A 13,130-nucleotide genomic window follows, 5' to 3' on the forward strand; every position below is an offset into this window, starting at 1 on the left:
AGCGTCGGGGGAGGATTTTTGCGTGTCGCGACCGCGTTAGCGCTGACGCGCCGCCCGCAGCGTCTCGCTGCTTTCGTAGAACGCTTCCAGCCGCGACCGTTCTTCGGCCGTGAACCGTCTCAGCGGCTGCCGAGCCGTCGGCGTTCGCACGACGCCTTGAAGATAGAGCATATACTTCTCGTACGGAATGACGTCGTATCCGACCATATGAGCGATCACCCGATTCGCTTCGGCTTGCATCGCTTGCACCGTCCGGCCGCTCTTCCATCCGTCCTCGGACAGAAGCCGATGCATCCCGACGAAGAGCCCCGGCATCATATTGAAGGTGCTGCCGATCGCGCCGTCCGCCCCGGCGAGGGCGCCGCTCGCGTACACTTCGTCATGCCCGTTGAAGACGAGGAAATCCTCGCCGCAGCGCGCGCGAATTTGCTGCATCTCGAACAGGTTGAGCGACGTGAACTTGATGCCGATGCACTGCGGATTGCGGCTAAGCCCTTCGTAGAAATCTAACGAAAGACTGACACCGGTCGCGCCGGGAAAATGGTACACGATCATCGGCGCGGCTACGGATGCCATAATAGCCTCGTAGTGCCCCTGGATTTCTCTCGGCGAGAGCTTGTAATAGAAGGGCACGACGGCCGAAATCGCATCTACGCCTTGCCGTTCGGCATGCTTCGCGAGCGCGATCGAATCCATCGTGCCGATGCAGCCGATATGCGCCAAGACGACGGCCCGCCCGGCGGCGGCGCCGACGACCGTCTCCAATACCCGCTGGCGCTCCTCGCCGGTCAACAGAAAGCCTTCCCCCGTGCTCCCTCCGACATAAAACCCCTTTACCCCTTGGTCGATCTGATGCGTCGTCAATCGAACCAAAGAATCGTAATCGATGCTCCCGTCCTCGTGCATCGGGGTGACCAACGCGGTGTAGATGCCGCCGAACGTCTCTTTCCGCTGGCTTGCGCTCATTCGCTTTTCTCTCCGTTTCCTCTGTCTTCCTCGTTCCCGAGTATGAAATCTTCCTCGCGAAAACTGTACCCCCGGATCTGACCTTTCGGAGCGTCGTCCACGATGTACTGCACGACGTAAATTTCTCCGTCCTCGAATTGAACCCAGCCGGAGTAGCCTAAATCGGCGGCGGGGCTGCGATCGAAGTCGATCGGCAAGATTCGGGTCCACTGCTCGCGACGCTCCGTCGCCCGAGCCGACGCTTGATCCGTCAGCCCCGCGAAAAAGTTTTGCGTCCACGTGCCCAGCCAGCCCTTCCCGCCCTGCATAAATCGGTAAGTAATCAGGACGCTTCCGCTGTTCAGCAGCCCGGCGACTGGCCGATGGCAGCCCGGCAGCGGCATCCGGTACACGCCGTTCCAGCTTTCCCCTTGGTCGTGCGAGATCGCCTTGTAGCAATCCAGGCCCAACCCGGAATTTTCCCGCAGGAACGCGACCAACGTGCCGTCCGGGAGCGGCAGGATGCTGGCTTCGCAAAGCTTCAGCTCCGGATCCGAAGCTACGATGACGGGCTCCGACCAGCGCTTCCCTTGATCGTCGGAGTAGATCAGCCGCTGCGCGCCTTTCGTATGCGCGGACAGCAGCCATCGGCCGGAGGGAAGCTCGCAAAGTTTATCGGGTACGATGCCCTCGAGCGGCGTCTCGATCGGTTCCGTCCAACTCGTCCCCTCGGCATCCCCGATCCATAAGAAATTTCGGCCGCCGTTCTCTTTCTTTTCCGATATGCGATCTCCGACGACGACCAGCCTTCCGTCGCGGAGCCGGGTAATCCGGGCGCAGTTCCAATACGGCAGCCCGTTCGTCAGCTCGGTCAGCGGTCGCTTCTTCTCCCATGTTCGCCCCCGGTCCGCGCTCTCGACGAGCATGAAGCGGGTTTGCGAACGATCCCCGTGGTGGGTGCATTGCGAGAAGACGCAGACGAGCTTGCCCCCCTCCGTCAGCGCCGCGTCCGGCCACGCTTCGTACCAATCGTCGTCGCGGCTCACCGCGAATTTCCGTATCATCGCGTTACCTCATCCTTCCGTTCGTCGATGAAAGATCTGTCGTGCGCGACGAACACGACGGCCGTCGCCTCCGCGACATGGCCCGCCCGATCCGTTGCAGCGTACTTGATCGTATAAGTGCGCCCCGCCCCGCCGCCGTTCCTCTCGGCTCGCAGCGAAAACTCCCGATCGTCGGCGCCGAACGCGGCATCGGCGATATCTACCTCTCTGCTCTCGACTCCCGGAGAGGATCCGCCGTCGTCGTCGATCTGAATCGAATCGAGAACGATTCGTTCGATGCCCGACGCGTCGTCCTCGGCCGCTACCGCCGTCCGGATCGGCGTCAACTCGCCGTTCGGCGCCCACAGTTCGGACGGGTCCGCCGAGACGCGGAGCGCGGGAGCCGTCTTATCGATGCGAACGGCCATGCTCCGCGTCTCCTCGACGTTGCCGGCCGCGTCCTCGCTCCGATACTCGAGCGTATGCTCGCCTTCCTCGGCTAGGAGAACGTGGCCCGCATAAGCGGCCCAGCTCCCGCCGTTCACGCGGTATTCGGTACGGGCGATGCCGGAGAGGTCGTCTGCAGCGGACAGCGTCACACTCACGTCGGACGTATACCATCCGTTCGCGCCGTTCGGCTCGCCGGGCGATGCCGCGGCCGCGGTCGTCGGCTTCGTCCGATCGCCGTGCCAATACAGCTTCCTGACGTCCGCGTCGTTCAGGGCATGCTTATAGATGCGCAGCTCGTCCATGTGCCCCGTCCAATCCCGGTTGGCGACGACCCCCTTATCGAAGCCGACGAGCGGCGGGGCGGTCCGGTTCGTCAGGTCCATCGCCTCCCCGTCGTATTTGACGGAGGTAGCGGAGAGCTCGCCGTTTACGTAAATTTTGTTGACGGAACCGTCCCGTACGGCGGCGAGATGCGTCCACCGCCCGGGTTTCACGAGACCGGCCGCGGTAGCGACGCCGATTTCCCTGTCCGCGGGCAGCCCGTACATATTCATGCGAACCGCGCCGTTCCTTTCCACGGAAAACCACCATTGCGGCACTTTCCCGTTCGAGCCGTACCAATACAACAGATGTCGCTGCTGAACGAGCGCATCCGGATTCACCCATACCGAATACGTGAAATTCTCCTTCCCGGGATGCAGCGCTTCCGCGTTCGAAATTTCTGCGTAAGAACGTCGTCCGTCCAAATACAGCGCATCGCCGTCCATCCCCGGGCGGATGTCCGCGCCGCCGTTCAATATCCCGACATGTCCGCGGCCGGCGTCGTCCGGTATGCCGCTTGCGTCCGCTCCGTCGAAGCTCCAATGCATTAGCAGCTCCGGCGCCGCTCTCGTTCGATCCAGCGCGATCGCGTATGAACGGGTCCGTTCTCCGAGCCTCGTCTCCACCGCGATCGTCTCTACGCCGTTCAAGTCGATCGTTCGAGGCGCGCCGGACGCCGCCGGCGTCCCGTCGATCGAAATTTCGATCGCCCTCTCGGACGCGACGGGCGTGATCGTCACTTGATTCGTTCCGCGGTACAGCGCTAGCGTGTACGCTTCGACGTCGCCGCGGAAGGCGGGAGTCAAGCTGCCGTCGGAGAAGAGGAGTCGATCCAAATCCGCTTCCGGGACTTGAAACCAAGCGAGATTGAACGTCGCGAACATGATTTTGTCGTACGGCGTGTATTCCCCGCCCTCGAACAACAAGGAGACGTTCCCGTCCGGCTGCACCGTCAGCGACGAATACGCGGAGGGCCCCTTGTACGCCGTCTTGGCGACCGTCCACGTTCGTCCGTCGTCGTAGCTGATGCGCACCGTCATGTTTTCGCGGCGTTCCGTGTGAGCCGGATTCGCGAAGAGCAGCGTCTTGTCGCCTTCGGCGTTGTCGGCGGGCCGATACCGAACGATGCTTGCTTCGCAGATCGGGTCGATCAAGGCGTCGACGTACTCGATTCCGGACCAAGTCGCGCCTTGGTCCGTGCTGGTCGAGACGGCCCGCCGCTTCAGATGCTGATTGGCGGACAGCCGATCGTTGCGCATGAGCGTCCCGTCCGTCAGCTCCACGACGGTCGCCTCGTTCAAGCCTCCCGGCAGCCGCCCGCTCTCGTACCACGTCGCGCCGTGGTCGTCGCTCTGCAGGTTGCGCCCGATCGCCGGGATGACGAGCCTTCCGCGGGCCGGTCCGTGCCGAAGCTGGATGCCGATCCCCGGCCCGGTCGCGTCCCACCGCGTATCCGGGCTTTGCACCTCCGCGAAGCGATCGACCGGCTCAGACCAAGTCGCTCCATCGTCGTCGCTGTAGGCGCTCCAGATCGTGCGTACGCCGCGGCTCGTGCCGTTATTGATTTCCGTGATCGTGTCTTCCCCGTAATTGCGGGTCATGAACAGCCAGAGGCGCCCCGTCGATTCGTCCTGCACCGGCGTCGGGTTCCCGCACGTATCCGGGCCCGCGTCGCAGACGACCTGGAGCGGCTGCCAGGTTCGCCCTCCGTCGAAGCTGCGTTTCAGCACGAGATCGATATCGCCCGTATCCGAAGCGCCGTTGACGCGGCCTTCGGCGAAGGCGAGCAGCGTGCCCGCCGCGGTCGTCAGGACGGACGGGATGCGGAACGTGTGGTAGCCCTCCGTCCCGGACACGAACAAGTCGATATTCCGGAAGTACGCCGCTTCGCCGGTAGGCGGCGGCGAGCCCCCGCTTTCCTCGGCCAAGGCCGAGGCGGCCGGAGCGCCGATCAGCGCGGCGATCCATAATGCGATCCATAGCCTTTTCACCTTAATTCCCCCTTCCTTCCTCGTTGCTCCGGGAGAAGCGGGCTAACGTCATACGCTCGTAAGGTCTCTCCTCGCCGCATTCGTAGAAGCATAATACGTTGCCGTCGTTCGCGACGGCCAAGTCGGAGTATGCGGCGGGACCGGCGTGCAGCACCGCCTCCGTCGTCCAGCTCCGGCCGTCGTCCGCGCTGGAGCGAACCGTCAGCCGCTCGCGCTTCTCGCTGGCCGGATTGGAGAACAGAAGACCTCCCGCGCCGTCTTCGACGACGCTGCCTTGACAGACCGGCTCGACCAACGCTTCGTCGAGCGCGACGTCAGACCACGTGAGGCCCCCGTCGCGGCTTCTCGCCACGGCGCGCCGATGCCGACCGTGATAGCTCCGCATGTTCATATACACCGATCCGTCCCGCGCCTCCGCAAGCGCGCATTCGTTCGTACATTCCCCGACCGTGCCGCCGATGCGCCAGGTCTCCCCATGGTCGTCGCTATAAATCACATGGGCGGCGTACGGCCCCGACGTGCCCGATTCTCGATTCAAGACGGCATGGTTGCACGGCACGATCAAGCGGCCGCTTCGCAGCTGCGCCGCATGGCACGGCCCCGTGGCGTACCACGTCCATTCCGGAAGCTTCACGTCCCCGGTAATGTCCTTCGGCTCCGACCACGTGACGCCGTCGTCGTCGCTGTACATCGCGAGCACGTCCCGTTCCGCCTTCCCGGCCAAAATCTCCTTCTCGTGGCCGTCCTCCGCGTTGCGACATAACAGCAGCCAAATCCTCCCCGTGTCCCGATCCTGCACCGGACACGGGTTTCCGATCGTATTCGCGCCGTCGTCGGCGACGATGCGCATCGGCTCCCAGGTCGCGCCGTGATCCAGACTTCTCCGAAGCGCCACGTCGATATCTCCGGCGTCGCCGCCCCCGTTTCTCCGCGCCTCGCAGAACGCGAGCACCGTCCCGCTCCGCGCGACGAGCAGCGACGGGATGCGATACGTGTGGTACCCTTGCTCTCCGGAGACGAACAGGTCGATCTTGGACATCATAGCTCTCTCTCCTCCTCATCCTTTGACGGAGCCCACCAGCATGCCTTTCACGAAATATTTCTGGATAAACGGATAGACGAGCAAAATCGGCAGCGTACTGATGATGATGACGGCCGACTTCAAGGTCGCCGCCGGCGGCGGATCTTTAATGAACTCCAACTGCGTTTCGTCGTGAACGACGCCGGTGAGCAGGATGTTCCGCATGACGACTTGAATCGGCTGCTTGCTTTGCGAATTAATATAGATCGAAGCGCCGAACCAATCGTTCCAATGGTGGACCGCGTAGAACAGTCCGATCGTGGCGATGGCCGGCATCGAAAGCGGAACGATGATCTTCAGCAAGATGACGGCCGGCGTCGCTCCGTCGATGACGGCGGATTCTTCCAGCTCCTCCGGGAGCGTCAGGAAGAAATTCCGCATGATAAACAAATTCCATGCGCTGATCAGCCCCGGGATCACCAGCACCCAGAGCGAATCCTTCAAGCCGACGGCATCGATCAGCATATAATTCGGAATCAGGCCGCCGTGGAAAATCATCGTAAGGAAGACGATCAAAACCAAGCCGTTCCTCCCGGGAAGCGTCCGCCGCGCCAAACCGTACGCCAGCGTCGCGGTGAACGCCAAATTGAGGAACGTGCCGACGACGACGCGGAAGAGGGTGACCTTATACGCGTTGTAGATAATCATGCCGCGGCTTAGCAGCATGTCGTAAGCGCCGAAGTCGACCCGCTCCGGAATGAGGACGAACGCCCCGCGGCGCATCGACTCCTCGGCGCTGATGAACGAGGTGGATAACACCGCTAGGAACGGGATCAGAAACAGCAGCGATAGAACGGCGAGCAGTACGATATTGAACAGGTCGAAGACGCGCTCTCCCGCGGTAGGCTTCCATGCGCTCATCGGATTCCCTCCTACCAGATGCCCGTCTGGTTCATTCGTTTGGCGATATAATTAGCTCCCAGGATCAAGATCATGGCGATGACGTTTTTGAACAGGCCGACGGCCGTTGCGAAAGAGTAATTCAGCTGCGTCAGGCCTTCGCGATATACGTACGTGTCGATGATGTCCGCCACTTCGTAAACCGCCGGGGAATACAACAGCAGCACCTTCTCGAATCCCGCGTTCAACAGGCCGCCGATCGACAATATGAGCATGATGGCGATGACCGGGGTAATGCCGGGCAGCGTAATATGCCAGGCCTGACGGAAGCGGCCGGCTCCATCCATCCGGGCCGCCTCGTACAAGCCCGGGTCGATCCCCGTCATCGCGGCCAAATACAGGATGCTCCCCCACCCGATCGACTGCCATACGTGGGAGATGACCAGGACGCTTCGAAAATGGTCGGGGCTGCCCAGGAAATGAATCGGCTCGCCGCCGAAATGGACGATGACGGCATTGATCAACCCTCCGTCGGTGGAGAGGATCATCATCGCCAGCCCGGCCACGACGACCGTGGAAATAAAGTGCGGCAAATAGGAAATCGTCTGCACGACCCGTTTGAACATCACGTGTCGCAGCTCGTTCAAGAGCAGCGCCAGCGCAATCGACGCGGGAAAGCCGAATAACAATTTATACCCGCTGATCAACAGCGTGTTCCGCATGACGTTCCAGAAGTAATACGAATTCCAAAACCGGACGAAATGCTTGAACCCGACCCAGTCGCCGGTAAAGATGCCTCCGACGCCCTCGAACGGAGACAGGTCCTTGAAGGCGATGACGATGCCGAACATCGGAATGTAATCGAATATGACGAAATAGAGCATGCCGGGCAGGATCAAGTAATAGTAAAACCGGTGCAGTCTGACGGCCGGCCATAACTTCAACGGAAGCCCTCCTCCCCTCGACATCGGGCGACTCTCGTTATCGCGTTACTTCTTCAGCTCGTTATATTGGCGGGTGTGCTCGGCGATCCACTGATCGAGCCCTACCTTATACAGCTGGTCGATAAACTGATCGAACTCGGCGAGCGGCCTTGCGCCCGTCACGAACTTCACCAGCTCTTCGTTGCGGAGCCGATCGATGTCCCCGAGCGTCGGGATGTTGTCCTGCAGCTTCTGCTTGTCGTACATGATCGTGGCGTCCACCGGCATCTTCGCGACGTCCAGCTTGCCTAATTCTTTATTTAAGTAATCCGCGTGCATCTTCTTGATCGGGTCTTGGAACGCATACTTCGTTTCCGTCGCCGTTCCCAGGGAAACCATGTATTCCCCCGCGTATTGGATTTCCGGTTCGATCAGTTCGATTTCGAAGTTGCTGTCCCCGATGAACCGCCAGTTATCGCCGAACGCCGCGGTGAGCGAATGGGCCGGGATGTCCTGATATTGATGATTGATGAATTTCATCACCGCGTCCGGATGCTTCGCCTTCTTCGTAATGACCATCGATGCCGTGCTGCCGCGGGAAGCCGTCATCGGTTTGCCCATCGGGCCTTCGATGCCGCGGACGATTTCGTAATTCGCGCCTTCCGGCAAGTTCCCTTTAATTTGCGGGAACAGGAGCGTAATGCGGGAGTACCACATCGACGAGGTGCCGACGCGGTTCGTCTTGAGCAGCTCGAGCGGATCGAACTTGGCGAACGATTCCTTGTAGATGTACCCCTTCTGATACCAGTCCGCCATCTTCGCTACGAACTCCTTGTAGCCCGGGGCGAGCTCGAACGGTTTGACCTTCTGGTCCGCCGGATCGATCCAGTTGCTGTTGCCGTGCTCCGTATATCCGCCAAGCAGCGCGTTCTTGATCCCGTTCAAATCCGTCATCATCGGGATCGTATCGTCTTTGCCGTTCCCGTCCGGATCCTGCTCCTTGAACGCTTTCATGACGGCCTCCAGCTCGTCGAGCGTCTTCGGCATATCCAGGTTCAGCTTCGCAAGCCAGTCCGTTCGAATCCAGATCGGGTAATGAACGGCCGGCGTGCCCCGGGGAATGCCCCAGATGTTTCCTTCCTTATCCGTCATATACTCCCAAGCTTCCTCGGGCCAGGCGCTCTTGATGTCTTGGCCGTACTGATCCAACAGATCGTTCAGGGGAATGATCGCGCCCTTAGAGGCGTACTCGTCCCAGTTGCCTTGGAACGTATCGATTTCGTCGCTCGACCCGAGCATCAGGTTCAGCTTCTCTTCCGCGGCGCCGTTCGGGGGAACGATCGCGATCGGTTCGATGCCGAGCTCCTCGATATACATCCGCTTCATCTCTTCCAGCTTTGCCGGCAGGCTGCCTTCCGGCTTCTGATTTAACGCGCCGGTGTTTTGGTAAATGTAGATCTTGGGGATTTCCTTCGCTTCCGCTTCGTTCGTCTTCGGCGTCTCGTTCGCCGCGCCCGGCGTTTCGGCGGCCCCCTTTCCTTCCCCGCCGCTCGAGGTTCCCGCGGAGCATGCCGCGAGCATTGCTGCGAGCGACGCCGCAAGCGCAAAGCTCAACACCCTTTTCCACTTGTTCATGATTCCGATTCCTCCCTTTAGGTACCGACCCACCGAAAGCAGTCCGGTTCGGTATTCGATGCCATCATAACCGCGGAATGTAAGCGTTTAAAATAATAATGATTCTACATTCGTAGTACGATCTTTACATATCAAGATTGTATTATCGAAGCAAAAACCCGGCCTTCGCTCGAACGAGGGAAGGCCGGGGACCGATCAGGAGCCGTATAGCTTCTTGTATTCGCCAGGGGTGAGGCCGATCATCTCTTTAAACACTTTGATGAAATAATACGCATTGCCGTAACCTACCAGCCTGCCGATCTCGTTCACCTTCATGCCGCTTCGGGAAAGCAGCTCCTTGCTGCGTTCGATCCGAACGCATTTCAGGTAATCCACGAAGGATTGGCCCGTAATTTGTTTGAACAATCGGCTGATATAGGCGGGGTTCAAGTTCAGCTGTTCGGCTACCGAATGCAGCGACAAATCCCGGGCGTACTCGCGCTCGAGAATGTCGATCACTTTGGAGATGTGCTGATTCCCCTTCGAATTCATCTCGCGTTCGATGTATGCGGTCGCCTGACCGATCAATTCGTGAAACCAACCGTGAATCGCGTCGAGGGAATCCCGATTCAGCAGCTCCCGATAGGGGTCGGCTTCCAGACCGCACGCCGTTCGCAAGTCCGTCCCGAGCTGATGGAACGCGGTCGTCATCTCCGTCAACAGCCGCATGAAGATCGGTTGAATTTGATTGTAGTGCAGCTTGTTCTTGCGCGTTACGACATCCTCCATCATATCGTCGAACGCTTGCCGGGCTTCCGCTTCGCGCGCGGTTTTCATATGCGAGAGGAGCAGCTCCTCCTTCTCTTTCGGATAGACGAATTCGGTCTCGGCGTCGTTCCGGATATCCTCGATGGAGATGACGTCGCCCTTCCCGAAGAGGATGCGATACTTCAGCGCTTCGACCGCCTCGTCGTATGCGCGCGGGAGCTCCCCGATCGTCGGACAGACGCGCCCCATGCCGATCGTGAACGCGATGCCGAATTCGGAGGAAACGCGGTCCAGGAGGCGTTGTCCCAGTTGAAACGCGTATTGCCGGTCCGTCTCGCCGCAGTTCAGGACGATGCCGAGCCGATTCTTGTCGGTGTCGACCAGGAAATGCTTCCTCCCGATCAAATTCGACTGCTTGATCGTCTCCGTCACGCGGATTCGAAACAGATCGCTGCGAATCATCTCCTGCTCGGAAGCGACGGGATCGCCGTTATCCCAATCGAGCAGCATTAAGGTAAGCTCGCAGGAGTCGATCGTAAGCCCTAAGTATTTTTTCTTCTCCTCGATTTCCTCCGGACGCAAGGCGTGCCGATGCAGCAGCGAAGTCTTGAACTGCTCGCGATAAAAGGGCAGGCTTTCTTCCAACTTTTCCTTATAGAAATCTCTCTCATGCATCGTCGATTCCATAAAGCTTCCGATATCGCGAATTTCGTCCGAGCCCCCCGGACCCGATTCGCCTCTCCCTTGAACGATCGCGCTGAGCCGCGAAATCGGCTTGTAGATCCTTCTTGACGAAAGATAAGCCAGCGTAAAAGAGAGCAAGACAAGCGCGGCCGCGGAGATTAGAATCGTTTGTTTGATCGACGCGGTCCCCTTCGCCAGCGCCTGCATATCGGCGACGTTGACGAACGTCCATTGCAGCTGAGGGGACGCGGCATAGCTGACCAGCTTCGGTCCGACGCCGATCTCGGCGACGAACGACCCCGTTCCGCCTAAGAGCCGCTCGCTTTCCCGGATCAACTGCGCCGTCGGCGGGGATACGTTCTCCCGTCGACTCTGGAACAACAGATCGGCCTTGGGAGACAGAACGTAAATTTCGTCCTTGTCGTTCAATTTGTTTACGATGCCGCTGTACATCTTGGAAGCGTCCAGATTGACGACGACCGCGTTGTCGCCCTTCTCCGACTTGTGAATCACCGACAAGACGCTGATTTCGCCGGAGTGGAACCGCTTGGCTACTCGGGTATCCATTAGAATCGGATCGGCTTCCGGTACGGCGAGCGCTTCGAGCCACGCCGTATCGTAAAACGATTCGATCGGGAACTGTCGATTCGACCCGTCGCTCTCCGACGTCATGACGAGCCGCTTCGAAGCGTCGTAGAAATACACGGAATCGACGAATGCGTTGGACAGCTTGAACGCGTTCAGCGTCAAGAACGCGTTCGTCTTCCCTTCCAAATACGAATAGAGCGCCGGCAGGTCTTCTTTCGGAAGCTCTCCTTGCAGACTTTCGTAATAGCTTCCGTTCGGGAAGCTTTCGAAATCTTGGAAAGCCCGGCTTAACGCCAGCTGTCTTGCATTTTCCTGGATGCGTCCCAAGATGATTTCCATGGCGTTGATCGTCTGATTCAAGTATTGCAGCTTCGTATTGCCGGTTTCCTGCTCCAGCGTCTTCGACACCTTGTGGTAAGCGATAAAATCGGAAATCAAGTTCGGAATGACGGCGATCAATGCCGTGGTGAGGATCAGCTTCACAAGGAAAGTTCTTCGCTTCCATCGGTACAACCTGGAAAACCATGAAATTCCGTTCGTCATGCTGCGGACGCCTCCTTTGCGATTCCGAATTGTAAACGCTTGCAATTTATTCTAGCGGCCCGGTTTCCGCCGGTTGCGCGATTACGTCGAAGTCAGGTCCGTTCCGTCGAGAAGTCCGGCCGCTTCGCTCCGATCGAAGACGGCGACGCTATCCCGCCGGATCAGCTCCGGCTGCAGCACGACGGGTTGACCGCCCGCGTTCGCTCCCCCCTCGATCAAGATCCGCGCGGCGAGCTTGCCCGCTTGATAGGTCGGGAAAGCGATCGAAGTCAGTTTCGGCCGAAGCGTCTCGCAGATGTTCGTATTGTCGCAGCTGACGATGCCGACATCGGCGCCGATGCGCAGTCCGAGCTCGGCGGCGGCGGCGTACGCCCCCTTGGCGATCCCGTCGTTGAAGCAAAATATCGCATCCGGACGCTCCTCCTCCGTAAGCATGCGCCGAGCGCTGAAATACCCTTCCCCGTCCGACTCGAAGGACGATTCGAACGCGATCCAGCGGCTCCTCGCCGCGAGGCCCGCTTCCGACAAAGCGCAGGAGTACCCTTGGAAGCGATCCGCAGACGCCGAATAAGGCGGCCGGGAAATATATCCGATCCTCGTGTATCCCGATCGAATCAGATGCTTGGTTGCCAAATACCCTGCATGAAAATTGTTGGATATGACCCTCGGCGCCTGAATCCCGTCCAAGCTTCTGTGGCAAAACACGAAGGGGATTCCGGCTTCCTGAAGTCTGTAAAAAGGTTCGTGGTCGACGATGCCGTTGATGGCGGGCACGATGATCACGCCTTGGACTTCGCTGTCGATCAGCTTATGTAAGTGTTTGGTTTGCTTCTCGAACCGGTTATCTGTATTGCAGATCATCAAGTTGACGTCATGGTCGCTCGCCACGTCGCTCACTCCGCGTACGATCCCGGGGTAAATGTAATGCAAAATATCGGGCACGAGAAGTCCCCAGTTCGCGATTCCCCGGTTGTCCCTTCCTAACGTTCTACGCTCCGTCGTCGACTCGGAAACATAGGTCCCGCTGCCGTCCTTCGCATACAGCAACCCTTCTCCGATCAATTCCGACACGGCTCTCTCGATCGTCGTTCGGGCGACCTGATACGTCTTGGACAAATCCGTTCTCGAAGGCAACCGCTCATGCGGACCCAAGTCCGAAATATGCCTCGCCAGCCGTCGCTTAATTTCGATATAGCGCAGCGAATTGTCGCTCATCGGTACCCCTCACGATCTGTACTTCAGATTTATCAATCATACATACTGATTATTGTAATCCAGGGTGGTGCGTTTTTCCATCCGTTTTTGGTCGTTCGGCGAAAAAAAAACCTTGCACCGGCCG

9 protein-coding genes are annotated in these 13,130 nt (G+C 59.3%); all 9 read right to left on the bottom strand.

All coding sequences use genetic code 11. The annotated features are described in order from the left end of the window. Window positions 1-36: 36 nt before the first annotated feature. The gene (locus RIN49_RS28480) at window positions 37-966 is read right to left on the bottom strand and encodes a dihydrodipicolinate synthase family protein (protein ID WP_309123474.1); all 930 of its coding nucleotides are present in this window, start codon (window positions 964-966) and stop codon (window positions 37-39) included. Further along, entirely contained in the window at window positions 963-2,009 is a 1,047-nt protein-coding gene (locus RIN49_RS28485; RefSeq protein ID WP_309123475.1) for a sialidase family protein, read from the bottom strand. The genes RIN49_RS28480 and RIN49_RS28485 overlap by 4 nt, the downstream gene beginning before the upstream one ends. Further along, window positions 2,006-4,750 carry an exo-alpha-sialidase gene (locus RIN49_RS28490; protein WP_309123476.1) on the bottom strand — a complete coding sequence of 915 codons (2,745 nt, stop codon included), beginning with the start codon at window positions 4,748-4,750 and terminating at the stop codon, window positions 2,006-2,008. The genes RIN49_RS28485 and RIN49_RS28490 overlap by 4 nt, the downstream gene beginning before the upstream one ends. A 1-nt stretch (window position 4,751) precedes the next feature. Next, on the bottom strand, window positions 4,752-5,792 hold the full coding sequence (locus RIN49_RS28495) for a sialidase family protein (protein WP_309123477.1): 1,041 nt from the start codon (window positions 5,790-5,792) through the stop codon (window positions 4,752-4,754). Between the two features lie 15 nt (window positions 5,793-5,807). Next, the gene (locus RIN49_RS28500) at window positions 5,808-6,692 is read right to left on the bottom strand and encodes a carbohydrate ABC transporter permease (RefSeq protein WP_309123478.1); all 885 of its coding nucleotides are present in this window, start codon (window positions 6,690-6,692) and stop codon (window positions 5,808-5,810) included. Between the two features lie 11 nt (window positions 6,693-6,703). Continuing rightward, complete coding sequence (locus tag RIN49_RS28505) at window positions 6,704-7,615, bottom strand: ABC transporter permease (protein WP_309123479.1); 912 nt, start codon at window positions 7,613-7,615, stop codon at window positions 6,704-6,706. Between the two features lie 45 nt (window positions 7,616-7,660). Further along, window positions 7,661-9,229: an extracellular solute-binding protein gene (locus RIN49_RS28510; RefSeq protein WP_309123480.1), complete on the bottom strand. Its 1,569-nt coding sequence runs from the start codon at window positions 9,227-9,229 to the stop codon at window positions 7,661-7,663. A 195-nt stretch (window positions 9,230-9,424) separates the two neighbouring features. Then, on the bottom strand, window positions 9,425-11,791 hold the full coding sequence (locus tag RIN49_RS28515; RefSeq protein ID WP_309123481.1) for a helix-turn-helix domain-containing protein: 2,367 nt from the start codon (window positions 11,789-11,791) through the stop codon (window positions 9,425-9,427). A gap of 81 nt (window positions 11,792-11,872) precedes the next feature. After that, window positions 11,873-13,006, bottom strand: a complete 1,134-nt coding sequence (locus tag RIN49_RS28520) for a GntR family transcriptional regulator (protein ID WP_309123482.1) — start codon at window positions 13,004-13,006, stop codon at window positions 11,873-11,875. Window positions 13,007-13,130: the final 124 nt, after the last annotated feature.

Source organism: Paenibacillus sp. (genome assembly GCF_031177825.1).
GTDB lineage: Bacteria > Bacillota > Bacilli > Paenibacillales > YIM-B00363 > Paenibacillus_AE.